At 71.4% G+C, this 14605-nt stretch carries 14 protein-coding genes and 1 tRNA gene; 8 read left to right on the top strand and 7 right to left on the bottom strand.

Features of this window, described 5'->3' with window-relative positions; genetic code table 11:
- From ACFV6D_RS11630 to ACFV6D_RS11605, 6 genes are all read right to left on the bottom strand, one after another.
- The coding region (locus ACFV6D_RS11630) for a phytoene desaturase family protein (RefSeq protein ID WP_380559374.1) at positions 1 to 1075 on the bottom strand (1075 nt) is incomplete at its 3' end.
- A gap of 77 nt (positions 1076 to 1152) precedes the next feature.
- Positions 1153 to 1809, bottom strand: a complete 657-nt coding sequence (locus ACFV6D_RS11625; protein WP_380559372.1) for a flavoprotein — start codon at positions 1807 to 1809, stop codon at positions 1153 to 1155.
- A 17-nt stretch (positions 1810 to 1826) separates the two neighbouring features.
- Entirely contained in the window at positions 1827 to 2357 is a 531-nt protein-coding gene (locus tag ACFV6D_RS11620; protein ID WP_063346942.1) for a hypothetical protein, read from the bottom strand.
- Positions 2354 to 3265, bottom strand: coding sequence for an alpha/beta hydrolase (locus ACFV6D_RS11615; RefSeq protein WP_363377198.1), 912 nt, complete (start codon positions 3263 to 3265; stop codon positions 2354 to 2356). The genes ACFV6D_RS11620 and ACFV6D_RS11615 overlap by 4 nt, the downstream gene beginning before the upstream one ends.
- Positions 3262 to 4110, bottom strand: a complete 849-nt coding sequence (locus tag ACFV6D_RS11610) for a hypothetical protein (protein ID WP_380559370.1) — start codon at positions 4108 to 4110, stop codon at positions 3262 to 3264. The genes ACFV6D_RS11615 and ACFV6D_RS11610 overlap by 4 nt, the downstream gene beginning before the upstream one ends.
- A gap of 107 nt (positions 4111 to 4217) precedes the next feature.
- Positions 4218 to 4391 carry a cypemycin family RiPP gene (locus ACFV6D_RS11605; protein WP_159398383.1) on the bottom strand — a complete coding sequence of 58 codons (174 nt, stop codon included), beginning with the start codon at positions 4389 to 4391 and terminating at the stop codon, positions 4218 to 4220.
- Positions 4392 to 4908: 517 nt separating this feature from the next.
- On the opposite strand from ACFV6D_RS11605, the gene ACFV6D_RS11600 reads away from it, so the two are divergent.
- The 5 genes from ACFV6D_RS11600 to ACFV6D_RS11580 all read left to right on the top strand — a co-directional run bounded on the left by ACFV6D_RS11600 (position 4909) and on the right by ACFV6D_RS11580 (position 10852).
- On the top strand, positions 4909 to 5607 hold the full coding sequence (locus ACFV6D_RS11600) for an ATP-binding cassette domain-containing protein (RefSeq protein ID WP_380342717.1): 699 nt from the start codon (positions 4909 to 4911) through the stop codon (positions 5605 to 5607).
- A 5-nt stretch (positions 5608 to 5612) separates the two neighbouring features.
- Positions 5613 to 7289, top strand: a complete 1677-nt coding sequence (locus ACFV6D_RS11595; protein ID WP_380559368.1) for a DUF6297 family protein — start codon at positions 5613 to 5615, stop codon at positions 7287 to 7289.
- 246 nt (positions 7290 to 7535) lie between these two features.
- Positions 7536 to 8741 (top strand): sensor histidine kinase, encoded by a 1206-nt coding sequence (locus ACFV6D_RS11590; RefSeq protein ID WP_380559366.1) that lies wholly within the window; start codon positions 7536 to 7538, stop codon positions 8739 to 8741.
- Positions 8738 to 9412 carry a response regulator transcription factor gene (locus ACFV6D_RS11585; RefSeq protein WP_363377203.1) on the top strand — a complete coding sequence of 225 codons (675 nt, stop codon included), beginning with the start codon at positions 8738 to 8740 and terminating at the stop codon, positions 9410 to 9412. Before ACFV6D_RS11590 ends, ACFV6D_RS11585 begins: the two co-directional genes overlap by 4 nt.
- A gap of 231 nt (positions 9413 to 9643) precedes the next feature.
- The gene (locus ACFV6D_RS11580) at positions 9644 to 10852 is read left to right on the top strand and encodes an alpha/beta hydrolase (protein ID WP_380559364.1); all 1209 of its coding nucleotides are present in this window, start codon (positions 9644 to 9646) and stop codon (positions 10850 to 10852) included.
- Positions 10853 to 11138: 286 nt separating this feature from the next.
- Here ACFV6D_RS11580 and ACFV6D_RS11575 read toward each other — a convergent pair.
- Positions 11139 to 11226 (bottom strand) — tRNA-Leu (locus ACFV6D_RS11575).
- Positions 11227 to 11493: 267 nt separating this feature from the next.
- Between ACFV6D_RS11575 and ACFV6D_RS11570 the strand changes: the two genes are divergently transcribed.
- The 3 genes from ACFV6D_RS11570 (at position 11494) to ACFV6D_RS11560 (ending at position 14547) form a co-directional block, all read left to right on the top strand.
- Positions 11494 to 12825, top strand: a complete 1332-nt coding sequence (locus ACFV6D_RS11570; RefSeq protein WP_063346934.1) for a M20/M25/M40 family metallo-hydrolase — start codon at positions 11494 to 11496, stop codon at positions 12823 to 12825.
- Positions 12826 to 13130: 305 nt separating this feature from the next.
- Positions 13131 to 13373, top strand: a complete 243-nt coding sequence (locus ACFV6D_RS11565; RefSeq protein WP_063346933.1) for a chaplin — start codon at positions 13131 to 13133, stop codon at positions 13371 to 13373.
- 298 nt (positions 13374 to 13671) lie between these two features.
- Positions 13672 to 14547: a chaplin gene (locus tag ACFV6D_RS11560; protein WP_380559362.1), complete on the top strand. Its 876-nt coding sequence runs from the start codon at positions 13672 to 13674 to the stop codon at positions 14545 to 14547.
- The last annotated feature ends 58 nt before the right edge of the window (positions 14548 to 14605 follow it).

The raw sequence follows: 14605 nt of genomic DNA, 5'->3' as shown, positions 1-14605 counted from the left end.
GCCCCGGCGGTGGCCGCCCGCGCGGGTCGCCGGCCCGCGCGACCACACACCCCCCCGCGGGGCGCCCCCCCCGCCCCCCCCCGCCCCCCCCCCCGGACTCCCGGCGGTAGATCTGCGCCTGCGACCCTCCGAGGTGCACGGTGGCGGCCCTGGCCACGTCGGTGTTGCGCCACGGGATCGCCTCGGACACCAAGAAGTCGACCTTGGCCGCCGCGGGCCCGTACCGGAACCTGCCGAGTCGTCGCCGGTAGGCGGCGGGCAATCGGTCGCCCGCCACGGCCGAGAACTCCTTCGGCCCGGTGTCGAACATGACGACGCGCGAACCGCGCACCTGCGCCAGCTCGGTGATGCGCGCACCGGTGTGGATCAGCCCGCCGTGGCGCCGGATGTCCTCGGCCAGGCCGGCCGCGATCTCCGAGCTCCCGCCGCGCGGCACCGGCCACCCCGAACTGTGCGCCAGGTGGCCGAGGAAGACCGACACGGCCCCGCCGACGATGCTGGGGAGCCTGCCGACGGCGTGCGCGGCCACCCCGGCGAGGAGGGCGGCCGCCTCGTCGGTCGCGAACCGGCGCGTGGCGAGCGCCGTCCCGTGGACCAGGGACCGCCACGCGAGCATCGCCGGAGTCCGCAGGGACGCGGGGACGGAGCGGAAGTCGGAGAGGAAGAGCTCCCCGATCTCGGTGCTGCGGCCGATGAGCGGTGCCATCAGCCGCCGCCAGCCGGCGCCGTCACGGCCCAGTGCGTCGCAGGTCCGGTCGAGGTCGTGGTACGCCACGGCGGCTCGCCCGTCAGCCAGCGGATGGGCGTAGGACGCTTCCGCCTGGAGCAGGTCGACGCCGCGGGCCGACAGGTCGAACCGGCGGAAGAACGGCGAGACGGCGGCCATCGGATGGACGGCGGAGCAGATGTCGTGCCGTACGTCGCTGTCGAACAGCGCGTGCGTGCGCAGGCCGCCGCCGATCTCGTCCTGGCTCTCGTAGACGTCCACGTGCAGCCCGGCGCGGGCGAAGGTGACGGCCGCCGCCAGGCCGTTCGGCCCGCTGCCCACGACCGCGACGTCGCTGTTCCATTTCATGCTCGGCCCGCCTCGTTCGTGGTCGGTCCGCCGCGCGGGATTCCACGGGCGGGGCGGCCGCTCACCGGGAGCTGGTGCTACCGGCGGCCCTCCGCATCGAACATTCCTTCCAGCTCCTTCAGGACCGACGGCAGGTAGAAGCCGGTCTCGCCCTCCCATTTTCGCTTCCCGACGCTGTAGGCCGCGACGGTTTGGCTGACCGAGACGTTCGGGCGCTGCAGCAGGAGCTCCATGTTGCGTTCGACGACGGCATTTCCGGCCGGAAAGGCGGTGGCGAGCACGATCGGCTTGTCGGTGATCTGCAACGCCATGGTGGCGGGGGTGTTGCAGTTTCCCGCGGCGAGCCGCATGGCGAAATCGAGCGTCGCGGGAAAGACGGCGAAGGCGTCGACGCGTTCGCCGATCTCCACGTGCGCGGATTCCGGGAGGGAGGGGTCGGCGTAGTCGTCGGTCCACACGTCGCCGCCCACCAGTCGGCGCAGCGCGTCGAGCGTCACGAAACGCTGTGCGGACCTGGTCACCAGGAGGTCGCTCGTGATCCGGGGAAACGACTGGCGCAGCCAGTGCAGCCAGTACGGCGTGAGCGCGGCGTTGATGGATCCGGTCACGATGAACAGGATCCGCTTCTCGCCCAGATCGGGGATCTCCTGATTGCCGGCGCTTCCGGCGCTTCCGGCGTTTCCGGTGTTTCCAGCGCTTCCGCCGGTTCCGGTGCTTTCGGTGTTTTCGGGCATCTCGGTATTCCCCCGGTTCACAGGGCGAGTTCCGGCGAGATCATGATGGGCTTGATCCCGTCGGCACCCTCGGTCGGGACGGACGCCACGATCATGAACTGGTAGTCGCCCGACTCGCTGCTCTTCCTGCACGCGTCCCGCACGGCCCCGGCCATCAGGTTGTACCCGTCGCTGTTCAGCATCCACTCGAACATGGCCCCGTTCGAGGCGAGCGTGCGTACCTGCGACGCCATGTCGAACAGCGCCTTGGGAACCCGGCTCCCCGGGTTCCACAGCACGGCGAGCGGCTTCGCCTCGTTCCGCATGGCCAGGTCGGCCCACGTGGTCCAGCCGTCCGCGGGCGTCGCGCGCGTGCGGTAGAAGACGTACAGGTCCTCGATGCCGGGGTTCGGGGCGAAGAAGCGCCATTGCGGCAGGTCGGGGAAGAACGGCAGGCGCATCTTGATCGGCAGCTTGTCGTCGGGCAGGTTCTCGAAGACCGTCAGCACGACGTGCGTCACCAGGGCGGCCTTGACCAGGGACGCGACGGCCCTGCGCCACGCGCTCATGAGTTCTCCAGGATGATCGCCGCCGTCTGCTGCGCCAGGGCGGGCTTGGCGATGATGGACCGGTGGCTGCTCGCCGGCACGACGTGGAAGTCCGCGGCGACCCGCTCGCTGAGCTTGCGCTGCTGCTCGGTGTTGTTGGCGGCCGAGATGACGACGCGCCGCAGCGGCCCGGCGGCCACGAAGTCCTGCCCGGCGAGGGGCTCGTGCAGGTACTCCTGGCGAGCCGCCAGCAGCACCTGGGGGCTGGAGATCGAGGCCAGGTACGCCCGTTGGATGTCCGGGCGGTATTCGAGTTCCCGCTCGGTGGGGCTCGTCAGCCAGCGGGTGGTGCCCAGGGCCGAGCCGAGCAGCCGTCGCGCGGTGTCCTGGTTGTAGCGCGCCACCCGCCTCTTCGACCCGCGGTCCTCACCGAGGAGGACGGCGTCCGTCCCGTCGACGATGTGCAGGACGGTGGCGCGCTCGCGCACGTACGCGGACTCCGCCGCGACGTTCATGGCGGTGAGGGCGCCGATCGAGTGGCCGCACAGGACGACGTCGCCCTGCGGCGCGAGCTGTTGCAGGAGGAACTCGACCAACTGGGCCGGCCGCAGCCTGCTCTTCGAGCGCCAGTACCCGCTGCGGTGGTAGCGCAGCACCCGGAAGCGCCGGCTGAGCAGCCCGGCCACCCAGTCCCAGGATTCCAGCGGCGCGCCCAGGCCGCTTTCGAGGACCGCGACGGGGGCGGTGGGGCCGAGCTCCCCGCCATCGAGCGCGTACTCGATCGCGAGGCCGTCCGGGCCCTGGATCAGGGAGGTCCCCTTGAGTCCGCCGCGCCGGGTGTACTCCTCCTCCAGGCGGATGTACGAGAGGTAGGCGCTGACCACGGCGGCGGCCCCGAAGGTGGCGACCACCTGGCGTTCGAACCTCATCCCCGGCCCCCGTTCCTGGGGAGGCGGTCCACGGCGTAGAGGACCGCCGCGTGGGCCGAGCTGAATCCCCAGAAGAACCGCGGCAGGCCCATCGTCACGGCGATGCCCAGGTGGAAGAGCTTGACGCCGGCCAGGGCCCTGCGGGCGTCCGCCGGTGCCAGCAGGTAGACGATCGGGAACCCCGTCTCCCAGACGATGGTGAACCACGTCATCGAACTGCACAGCAGCGGGCTCTTCTTCAGCCACTTGGCGACCGCGCTGTCCCCGTACTGCTGGGTCTGCAGGACCTGTTCCAGCGCCTCGCCCGACCGCCAGGTACTGGAGATCGCCTTCGCCGCGCCGGCGGTCACGTAGGCGATGAAGGTCTGGGCGTTGACCGCGCGCAGGAAGAGGTCGTCGGACTTCTCGGCCTCGGGGACCAAGGCGGTGAGCACGCGGTAGCCGCAGATCAGGGCGGCCATGTGGTCCGCCCCGTCCCTGCCGAACGAGGTGCGGTACTTGCTCAGGCCGCTGGAGGCCAGCATCAGGCCGGCTCCGGTGATCTGCTGCGCCCGGCTCCTGCGGCCGGTCAGGGTCAGCGCTCCGCCGACGACGCCCATGGCCTTGATGGCGACGGCGCCGCCGCGGCTGTCGATCGCCTTGCGGAGAGCCTGCGGGACGACGCTGCGATCGCGTGTCGAACTCAGGCCCTGCAAAAGGCCGTTGGGTCCGTAGGCGGCTGTCCGGGTCAAGGCTTCGAGGCCGCTGATGATCTCGCCCACCGCGGCCGGGGCCAGCGTCCAGTAATGCGCGTCCTCGCGCGATATGGGGTGGGAAGGCTCGTTGACGATCTTAGTGAATGGCATTCACGCGTCCTCGTGCTCCGGTCGAGCGGGGCCGGAAAGGGGAACCGCTCGTACCCCTTTCCGGCCCGTCTGCTCACATGGGTGGTGTCACCGGTGGGTCAGTTGGTTCAGCAGCCGAGGCAGATCGTGCTGCCCGTCACGACGACCTCGCACACGGCGATGATGGTGGGGGTGGTCATCGCGGGAGCGTTGTGTGCGTTCACGAAACCCTCCTGCGCCTCCGCGAACGAAGCGTTGACGGCATCGGTCACGAACTCGACACGCGATTCGGTGGCGTTCACTCTTTCTCCTTTTGATGGTGGAGACAGCGGCCAACCCACAGAGGACCGACGTCCGCTGCCGGCCGCTGCCGTTCGACCATATGTCGTTTCGGTAACCACGGGAAGACCCTTGATGTGTTCATGGTGTGCACAATGCGAATCGGCGGCGGATAATTTCGAAGAAATTGACCAATTCCATTGTAGGTGGACATTCCTCGAATTCTGTGCAATGCCCCTTTTGTTGCGGAGTCCCCGGGTGTTCCTGTATTCGATCATTGATATCGCAGGTCAGGCCTTGATCGAGAATCCGGGCGGGTGGCGGATTCCGCCGAACAGTCCGTATGGCCTCGAATCACCCCATTTGACTTGACGGCCTCGGGTTCGGGTTCCGGTTCGGCCGGAGGGCGCATGTCGGGCCGCCCGGAGGGTGTATTTGGGTCGGCTTTGCAGGATTGGGACGCCTTGCTATGATCGGCCCAATGTTCAGAAAAGTGTGAAAATGAACGTTTCGATCATCCGAGAGAAGACGGCTCGTCGATTGAAAAACAAAACCGGCAAGGCGGCGGGCGCACCGCTGCTGCAACTCGTCGACGTCACACACGCGTACGGTGACAGCACCGTGCTCGACCGGGTCTCCCTCCGCATCCACCGTGGTGAGTGCGTTTCCCTGGTCGGGGAGAACGGATCCGGCAAGAGCACCCTGCTCCGCGTGGCGGCCGGACGGGAGAGACCGTCCGGAGGATCGGTCGTCTTCGACGGGGAAGAGATCCACGAGGATTCCCTGGACGTGCGCAAGCGGGTCGCGTCGGTGATGGATCCCGGTGCGTTCTACCCGGACCTCACCGTGCGGGAGCACCTGCGGCTCGTGGCGCTGTCGCACGGCATGGGCGCCGGAGCCGATGCCGCGGTCGACGGGGCGCTGGAGTCGCACCGCCTCACGGCGCAGTCCGAACAGTTCCCCTCGGCCCTGTCCTCCGGACAGACCCAGGCGCTGCTCCTCGCCGCCGCCTTCATCCGGCCGCACGACCTCCTCATCCTCGACGAGCCCGAACAGCGGCTCGACTCCCACGCCCGGACCGCCCTCGCCCGCCTGATCGCGGAGCACCGCGACCGCGGAGCGGCCGTCCTCATGGCCACCCACCACCGGGCCCTGAACGAGGTCGCGGACCAGATCGTCGAAGTCGGCTCGCGTTCGGGGCACTCGGGCCCGTCCGGGGCGGTGCAGGGGGAAGGATGAACGGTTTGAGCGACAGCGTGGCACCCGCGACCGGGACGAGGGCGCGGGTGCCCGACAGGTCGGGGGACTGCACCGCGGACACCCTGCTGTTCCTGCGCGAAGCCCGGAGCGGCACGCGCCAGGAGAAGCGCAGGAGCGCGTGGTTCATCGCCTACACGGTCCTCCTGGTGGGCGGCTGCTGGGGCGTCCCCGCCCTGCTCCAGTGGACGAGTTCGACCCGGGCGGCCGACCGGCCGCCCGTGCAGATCGGGGAACAGGCGTCCGCGACGCTCCTGGCGCTGATCCCGGCGGTGCTGATCCTCGCCCTGCTGCTCACCGGCCGGGGAGCGATGTGGCGCGGCCCGGTCCTGCTGGACCGGGCCACCACCGGCTTCCTGCTGCCCTCGGCCGTCGACCGGCGAGCCCTGCTCGCGCCGGGGCTGCGGTCCTCGGTGGCGCTGGCCTCCGTGGTGAGCGGCGTCGCCGGCGCGGTCGCGGGCTTCCTGCTGCAGGGCCTGGCCCCGCAGTCGTGGATCCTGCTGACCCTCGCGGGCTCCTGGACGGGCGTCTCGGTGGCGCTCACCACGAGCGCGGTCGGCGTCCTGGTCGAGCGGCACGACCAGTGGATGTCCCGGTACGGCCGCAGGGTCTTCGCCGCGGGGTGGCTCCTCGCCGCGGTCGCCGCCGCCGGCGTGTGGACGGCATGGACGCAGGGGCGGACGGGCTGGCTGCAAGGCCTCCTGCTCTGGTCGGGCCCGTGGGGGTGGGCGTCCCAACCGCTCCTGTGGGCGCTCGGCCTCGTGGGTACGGCGGGCGCCGTCGGCACGGTGCTGTCCGTCGGCACCCCGGTGCTCGCCCTCGCCCTCGCCTGGCGGGAACTGCCCGCGATCCCGCAAGCCGCCCTCAGACTGCGCGCGACGGTCGCCGCCCAGATCAGCACGTCCGTCCTCATGCTCGACCTCCGCCAGGCCCGCTCCGGAGTGCCGCGGCTCAAGGAGCGGAACAGCACCCCCCGGCTCCGCCTCCCCATGCCGCGGCACCGGCTGCTGCTGGTCCCGTGGCGCGACCTCACCTGCCTGCTGCGCAACCCCCGCCGCCTGGGGTGGGCCGTCGCCTGGAGCGGAATCGCCGTCGGACTGACCGCGGCGGCCCCCTCCTTCACCTCGACCGCACAGCAGATCGTCGTCGTGCTGTCCCTGGTCGCCGAATACCTGGCGGCCGCCCAACTCACCGAGCCGGCCCGGCTGGAGAGCGACGACCCGCGGCGCTCCACCAACCTGCCCTGGACGTTCAAGTCGCTCGCCCTCCAGCACTCGGCGGTGCCCGGCGGTCTCCTCCTCGCGCTCACCGGAGCCGGCGCACTGGCGTGCGCGCTCGCCGGCCGGGACACCGCAGGACTCCTCCCGCTCCTCGCCTCCGTACCCGCACTCACCGCAGCCGCGCTGGTCAGCTCCTACCGGGGCGTCGTGCCCATGCACCTGACGATCGGCGTCAACACCCCCATGGGCAACACCGGCCCCGGCCAGGTGGCGCTCTGGTACCTGCGCGGCCCGCTGGCGGTCGGCACCCTCCTGTTCCCGCTCGCCCGCTCCGCAGCCCAGGGCCACCCGTACGCCGCGGCACAACTCGCCTGGACCCTGGCCGTCACCGCAGCCGCCCTCTGGTGGGTCCGGCGCACCGCCCACCGCCTCCACACCCGATAGCCCCGGCCCCACACCAGGGGCCGGCCGCCGTTGCGGACGCATCGTCGGGCGGCCCCTCCGGAGGCGGGCGCCCGTGACGCCTCATACCTGAGAGCCAGGCCGAGAACGGCTCCGCGGCGGGAGGCCGGCCGGCGGGTCCGCTCCGTAGCGTGGTGACCGAATGCACCCCGGCCGAGGAAGGCACCGTGAGCGTCCGAATTGCTGAGAGCCCCTAGGAGGTGGTCGGTGCGCGGAGCGCTGCACACCGTGAGGAAGGATCTGTTCACCCCGGCCCCGCAGCCCATGCCGCCCATGAGCGGGCCGGGACTGCTGAGGTGGCTGCCGCACGGCGCGGTCGTCGCGGTGGCGGTCTTCGCGGCCGTCTCCGCTACCGAGGACATCCCGTTGCGGCCACTCGGGATGCTCCACGCCGCGCTCCTGGTACCGGCGCTGCGCCGGCCGCTGCCGGCCTGGTGGCTGTCGCTGGTGATGCTGCCGGTGTTCTCGTTGTACCCGCCCTTCGCGCCGTACACGGGATGGGCGTGGGCCGTGCAGGCTGGGCTGTCGTTCCTGGTCGCGCTGCGCAACCCGCCGCGGGTGACGGGCGAGACGGTGGCGCTGAGCACCGCGCTGCTGCTGGGACTGCAGCTGGCGGGCGGGCGGATCGGGCCCTGGTACTTCACGGTGATCGTGCTGGTGTTGTTCGCCCTCGTCGTGGCCGCCGCGACCGGGGTGCGCCGGACGAGGGAGGTCCGCGCCCGGCTCGCGGAGCAGGAGCGGGCCCTCGCGCAGGAGCGGGCGCACCGCACGGTCCTGGAGGAACGCGCCCGCATCGCGCGCGAGTTGCACGACGTGGTCGCCCACCACATGTCCGTCATCTCCATCCAGGCCGAGGCCGCCCCGTACCGGGTCGCGGACCCGCCCCGGGAACTGGTCGCGGCGCTGGCCGACATCCGCGCGGGCGCCCTGGAGGGACTGACCGAGCTGCGCCGCCTCCTCGGCGTGCTGCGCTCCGAGGACCGTCCCGGCGGGCGTGCTCCCGAGGCTCCGCAGCCCACCCTGGAAAGGCTCGACGACCTGCTCGCCGGGGTGCGCGCGGCCGGGCTCGACGTGCGGGCGGTGGTCTCCGGGACGCGCCGACCGCTGCCCGAGGGCGTGGAGCTGTCGGCCTACCGCATCGTGCAGGAGGCGCTCAGCAACACGCTGCGCCACGCCCCGGGCGCCGCGGCCCGCGTCGAGCTGACGTACACCGACGCCGCCCTGCGGCTGCGGATCCGCAACGGGCCCGGCACCGCGGCCGCCGAGCCCTCGCCGGGAGCCGGGCACGGCCTCCTGGGCATGCGCGAACGTGCCGTGATGCTCGGGGGGGAGTTCTCCGCCGGCACCACCCCCGACGGTGGCTACGAGGTCACCGCGCTGCTGCCGGTGCCCGCCGCCCCAGCCGTCCGGACAGACAGGGAACAGACCGCATGACGATCCGAGTGATGATCGCCGACGATCAGGCGATGGTTCGCGAGGCCTTCTCGGTGCTCCTCGGCGCCCAGCCCGGCATCGAGGTCATCGCGACCGCCGTGGACGGCCTGGACGCGGTGGCCAAGGCCGAGGAGCTCCGCCCCGACGTGATCGTGATGGACATCCGGATGCCCGGACTGAACGGCATCGAGGCCACCCGCCGGATCACCGGGCAGGCCGGCCTGTCGACCAGGATCCTCGTCCTGACCACCTTCGACCTCGACGAGTATGTGTACGAGGCGCTGCGGGCCGGCGCCGGCGGGTTCCTCCTCAAGGACGCCTCCGGGGTCCAACTGGCCGAGGCGGTACGCGTCGTGGCGGCCGGGGACGCGCTGCTGTCGCCCGGACTCACCAAGCGGCTCATCACGGAGTTCGCCCGGCTGGGCGGCTCGGCGAAACCGCCCGCCCAGGTGCGGATCGACGTCCTCACCAACCGCGAGACCGAGGTGCTCACGCTGGTCGCCCGGGGCCTGTCCAACGCGGAGATCGCCGCCGAACTCGTCGTCGCCGAGCAGACCGTCAAGACGCACATGGGCAGCATCCTGCAGAAGCTGCAGCTGCGGGACCGAACCCAGGCCGCAGTCCTCGCCTACGAGACGGGACTGGTCGTTCCCGGCCGCACCGATCTGTGATCCCGCGGTAGTGCGGCGGCACTGGCCCGGACGTCTCCCTCCGACCCCCTACCTGAGAGCTGCTCCGGAGAATGGCTCCGCGGTGTGAGGCCCGTGCGGGTGCCGGATTCCTAGCGTTCTTGTACGAGCCGGTCCTCGCCGCCCCCGTGTGCGGTTCCGAGGACCTCGCGGCTCCCGACAAGTTCCGCGGGCGGCGGCGACCGCCCCGCGCACCATCGCAGGAGTACAGCCATGACCACACCCCGAAGCCTCGCCGCCTCGCCCGCCCGGCCCGGCCGGCCCGTCCGGATCCTGCGGGCCGCCTCCGCCGTCCTGGCGTCGTTCCTCGCGTTCCTGACCGTCGCCATCGTGCTCGGCGCGTACGTCCCCTCGATACCCAAGGCGGGCGTGATCGGGCCGGTCCTGGGCGGGCAGTACCCGTTCCACACGGCCCTGCTGGCCCTCGTCGCCGCCGGCCTCGCCGCGCTGGCCTGGCGGGCCGGCCTGGTGCGCTGGGGACGCGTGGTCACCGGCGTCTCGACGCTGTGCACCGTGGGCGCCCTGGTCATCGGCGGCATCCAGTTCCAGGCCGCCAGGGAGGCCGGCGTCGACATCTCGCTGGGCCAGGTGTTCACCGAACTCTCCTACCCCGCGGCGAAGCCGGACGCGACCGAGACGTTCGCGAGCCCCGAGGGCGAGCCCCTGCGGGTGGACGCGTACCTGCCCGCGAAGGCCCCGGGCAAGCGGACCCCGGCTGTCGTGCTCGCCCACGCCGGCGGCTTCCACACCTTCGACAAGAACGACCTGCGCGGCACCGGCCGCTGGCTCGCCGACCACGGCGTCGCCGTCTTCGCCGTCGACTACCGCCTGGCCGGTCCCGACCGTCCCACCTGGGACAAGGCCCCGCAAGACCTCGTCTCCGCCATGGGCTGGGTGCAGCGCAACGCCGACGTGTACGGCGTCGACGGCGCGCGGATCTCGCTCGGCGGCATGTCGGCGGGCGGCACCCTGGCGATGAACACCGCCTACCGCCTCCAGAACGGCACCATCAAGGCCGCCGAGGGCGCCACCCCTGCGCCCCCGGCCTCCGTGATCGGCTTCTACCCCGGCACCGACGTCGCGCAGATGTGGGAGGACGACGTGGCCGGGACCCGCGAGGCGGCGCAGATGTACACCGGCGGCACCCCGCAGCAGTACCCGGACCGCTACCGCGAGGTGTCCCCGACGTCCGACGTCCGCCCCGGCCTGCCCCGCACCCTGCTCGTCGTCGGGGACCGCGACCGCAGCGCCCGCCCCGAGACCGTCACCGGCCTCGGCGACGCGCTGAGGAAGCAGGGCGTCGACGTGGAGGTGAAGGAACTGCCCTTCGCCGACCACGCGTTCGACGACGCGTACGGCAGTCTCACCTCCCAGACGAGCCGGCAGATCCTGCTCGACTTCCTCCTCGCGGACGCACGCTGACCCCGGGTCCCGGCCGGCCGTCGAGGCGGACAGGCAGCGCGCCACGGCTGCGGGAGACTCGCTAGTAGTGCGTGCTGTGGTTCCACCAGGCCTGGGTGCTATCGGTACCGCTTTCCCCCGCAGGGGCGGACTCCGCCACGGGGGTGGGCGTCGACACCGGGCCGGCTGGGCCTATCCGCCCTGGTCCAAGGGCAAGTCCGCCGGCCGGTGGGTCACGAGGTTGGTCACGTGACTGCTGCACCGTGACCGGAAAAGCAAAAAACCCCTGATAATCAGGGGTCTTAGCTGGTGTCCGAGGGGGGACTTGAACCCCCACGCCCGATAAAGGGCACTAGCACCTCAAGCTAGCGCGTCTGCCATTCCGCCACCCGGACCGGGTGTTGTCTTTGCGGCTTTCGTTCTCTTGTCGGCCGCGCTGACAGATGTAACTGTAGCAAAGATCGGCTTGGGGTCCCAAAACGGTTCGGGGCGGGGGTGCGGGGGTGGTGGCGGGGGCGTGACCAGGGGGTTTCGGGGGTGCGCAGGGGGTGGATCCGGGTCGGGGGCTGGGGGAGGATGGGCGTACGTGCTCGTACGCCCGGGTGCAGGTCCTGGGGGTGGCGCGCTGGTGCGTCGGTGCGGGCCAAAGACGAGGAGTGACCGTGAGCGAGCGGAGCGAGTCGGCGGGGCCGAGGGCGACGGCTGAGTCGGAGGTCGCCGGGATCTGTCGCGATCTGATCCGGATCGACACCAGCAACTACGGGGACGGCTCCGGCCCGGGGGAGCGCAAGGCGGCGGAGTACGTCGCCGAGCAGCTCGCCGAGTTCGGGGTGGAGCCGCAGATCTTCGAGTCGGCCAAGGGGCGGGCCTCGACGGTGGTGCGGATCGAGGGCGAGGACCGTTCCCGCCCGGGCCTGCTGATCCACGGCCACACCGACGTGGTGCCGGCCAACGCCGCGGACTGGACGTACGACCCGTTCGGGGGCGAGATCGCGGACGGCTGTGTGTGGGGGCGCGGCGCGGTCGACATGAAGGACATGGACGCGATGACCCTCGCCGTGGTCCGCGACCGGCTGCGCACCGGCCGCAAGCCCCCGCGCGACCTGGTGCTGGCGTTCGTCGCGGACGAGGAGGCCGGCGGCACGTACGGGGCGCGGTTCCTGGTGGACAAGCACCCGGAGCTGTTCGAGGGCGTGACCGAGGGCATCGGCGAGGTCGGCGGCTTCTCCTTCACGGTCAACGACCAGGTGCGGCTGTACCTGGTGGAGACGGCCGAGAAGGGCATGCACTGGATGCGCCTGACGGTCGAGGGCCGCGCCGGGCACGGCTCGATGGAGAACGACGACAACGCGATCACCGAGCTGTGCGAGGCGGTCGCCCGGCTCGGCCGGCACAAGTTCCCGCTGCGGATCACCAAGACCGTACGGGCGTTCCTGAACGAGCTGTCGGACGCTCTCGGGGTCGAGCTCGACCCGGAGAACATGGACGAGACCCTGCGGGTGCTCGGCGGCATCGCCAAGATGATCGGCACCACGCTGCGCAACACCGCCCAGCCGACCATGCTCGGCGCCGGGTACAAGGTGAACGTGATCCCCGGCCAGGCCACCGCACACGTGGACGGGCGCTTCCTGCCCGGCTACGAGGAGGAGTTCCTGGCGGAGCTGGACAGCGTGCTGGGCCCGCGCGTGAAGCGGGAGAGCCTGCACTCGGACAAGGCGATCGAGACCACCTTCGACGGCGCGCTGGTGGAGGCGATGCAGACGGCGCTGCGGGCGGAGGACCCGATCGCCCGCGCGGTGCCGTACTGCCTGTCGGGCGGGACGGACGCCAAGTCGTTCCAGGACCTCGGGATCCGCTGCTTCGGTTTCGCGCCGCTGCAGCTGCCGCCGGAGCTGGACTTCGCCGGGATGTTCCACGGCGTGGACGAGCGGGTGCCGGTGGACGGGCTGAAGTTCGGCGTCCGGGTGCTGGACCGGTTCCTCGACGCCTGCTGAGCGTTGCCTGCCGAGCGTTGTCTGTCGAGCGGCTTGGGCTGAGCTCCTTGGGCTGAGCACCTCGGGCGGACGGCCCGTTCCCGGAGTGCCGGGGGCGGGCCGTCCGCATTGTCCGAGCTAATGATTTGGGACAGGGCGAAGGAGATCAACAGAAACGATCCTGCATGGAAATGCGGATCGAGCGTGCGTGCGAGACGTCACCGTTGCGAGTGAATGGCAAATCTGTTCCGTACCCCGTTTGCCACACCCTCGTTCATCCCTGTGCAACCCGCCGAACGGGTTGCGTTGTCCATACAGGAGGAATGATGAAGGTCAAGAAGATCGCCGCTGTTGCCGCCGCCACCGGTGGCCTGGTGATCGCCGCCGCCGGTGTCGCGTCCGCTCACGGCGGTGCCGCCGCCGAGGGTGTGGCCGCCGGCTCCCCGGGTGTCGTCGCCGGCAACCAGGTGCAGATCCCGGTGCACGTCCCGGTCAACCTGTGCGGCAACACCGTCAGCGTGATCGGTGTGCTGAACCCGGCGTTCGGCAACCACTGCGCCAACTTCTGAGTCACGCTCCGAGCTGCTGAGGCTCGTTGAGCCGACTCATTCGACCCCCGGGTGGCGGACGCGCCGCCCGGGGGTCGCTTGCATGCGGGGTGCGAGTGCGGGGTGCGGAGAGGTGAACAAGGGGGCAATCGCTCGATCGGGTGAAGCTGGTTCGTTCGGCTCAACCTGCCCGCCGTTTTCTCGTTAACTCCTGTGCAGTCGAAGACCTTGCCGGATATCCGGATATACGGAAATTCCGACTTTCGGAAGGTATTTACGTCAAGGTCGTCACGTCGTTCTCGATACGTCAGGGGAAAAGATGAGGAATGTAGCCAAGAAGGGGATCCTCACGGTCGTGGCCACCGGCAGTGTCCTGGCCTCGACCGCCGGCTACGCCTACGCGGGTGCCGAGGCCCAGGGAGGTGCCGCCGGCTCGGCGGGCGTCGCCTCCGGGAACTCGGTGCAGGTGCCGGTCGAGGTGCCGATCAACGCCTGCGGCAACACCGTCGACGTGATCGGCGTGCTGAACCCGTCCTACGGCAACCGTTGTGCCAACGCCAGCGGCCACCCCGAGGCCGCGAAGCCGGGCGGCTCCCACGTGGGCTCCGGCTCCCACACCGGCTCCGGTTCCCACGCAGGCTCCGGGGCCAACGGCGGCACCGGCCGGGGCTCCTCCGCCTCGGGTGCGTCCGCCTCCGGCGTCGCCGCCAACTCGCCCGGCGTGGTCTCCGGCAACAGCATCCAGGCCCCCGTGCACGTCCCGGTCAACGCCTGCGGCAACTCCGTCGACGTGGTCGGCGTCGGGAACCCCGCCTTCGGCAACGACTGCGCCAACGTCGCGCAGCCCGCCCCGGCGCCGAAGCCGGCCGACGACTGCCCCGAGAAGCACAGCCCGTCCATCCCGCCGCAGGCCGGCGGCGAGGTCCCGGGCAACCCGCGCAACGGCGGCCCGTCCGCCACCCCCGAGGCCGGCGCACACTCGGCCCCCGCCGCGGCGCCGGTCGCGAGCGGCCAGGTCGCCCCGGTCGCGGCCCGCGCCGCCGCCCCGGCCGTCGCCTCCTCGCCGAGCGGCGCCGTCGGCAGCCAGCTGGCCTCCACCGGCGCCGGTGACGTCGAACTGCTCGGCGCCGCCGGCCTCGCTCTGCTGCTCGGTGGCGGCGTGCTCTACCGCCGCGCCCGCGCCGGCGCCCGCTGAGCCGTCGGTAGGCCACACCCCGCGGCGCCGCACCCCAGCGGCGCTGCCGGAGCACGAC

This window comes from Kitasatospora sp. NPDC059812, assembly GCF_042732075.1.
Taxonomy (GTDB): domain Bacteria; phylum Actinomycetota; class Actinomycetes; order Streptomycetales; family Streptomycetaceae; genus Kitasatospora.
The sequence above is the reverse complement of the archived record's forward strand: the minus strand, read 5'-3'. Positions and strand labels throughout refer to the sequence as shown.

What these genes read in the sequence shown, in the direction of transcription:
- ACFV6D_RS11625 (WP_380559372.1), bottom strand. Translation starts at nt 1,809, where the DNA reads ATGCCCGAAAACACCGAAAGCACCGGAACCGGCGGAAGCGCTGGAAAC.
- ACFV6D_RS11620 (WP_063346942.1), bottom strand. Translation starts at nt 2,357, where the DNA reads ATGAGCGCGTGGCGCAGGGCCGTCGCGTCCCTGGTCAAGGCCGCCCTG.
- ACFV6D_RS11615 (WP_363377198.1), bottom strand. Translation starts at nt 3,265, where the DNA reads ATGAGGTTCGAACGCCAGGTGGTCGCCACCTTCGGGGCCGCCGCCGTG.
- ACFV6D_RS11610 (WP_380559370.1), bottom strand. Translation starts at nt 4,110, where the DNA reads ATGCCATTCACTAAGATCGTCAACGAGCCTTCCCACCCCATATCGCGC.
- ACFV6D_RS11585 (WP_363377203.1), top strand. Translation starts at nt 8,738, where the DNA reads ATGACGATCCGAGTGATGATCGCCGACGATCAGGCGATGGTTCGCGAG.
- ACFV6D_RS11580 (WP_380559364.1), top strand. Translation starts at nt 9,644, where the DNA reads ATGACCACACCCCGAAGCCTCGCCGCCTCGCCCGCCCGGCCCGGCCGG.
- ACFV6D_RS11565 (WP_063346933.1), top strand. Translation starts at nt 13,131, where the DNA reads ATGAAGGTCAAGAAGATCGCCGCTGTTGCCGCCGCCACCGGTGGCCTG.
- ACFV6D_RS11560 (WP_380559362.1), top strand. Translation starts at nt 13,672, where the DNA reads ATGAGGAATGTAGCCAAGAAGGGGATCCTCACGGTCGTGGCCACCGGC.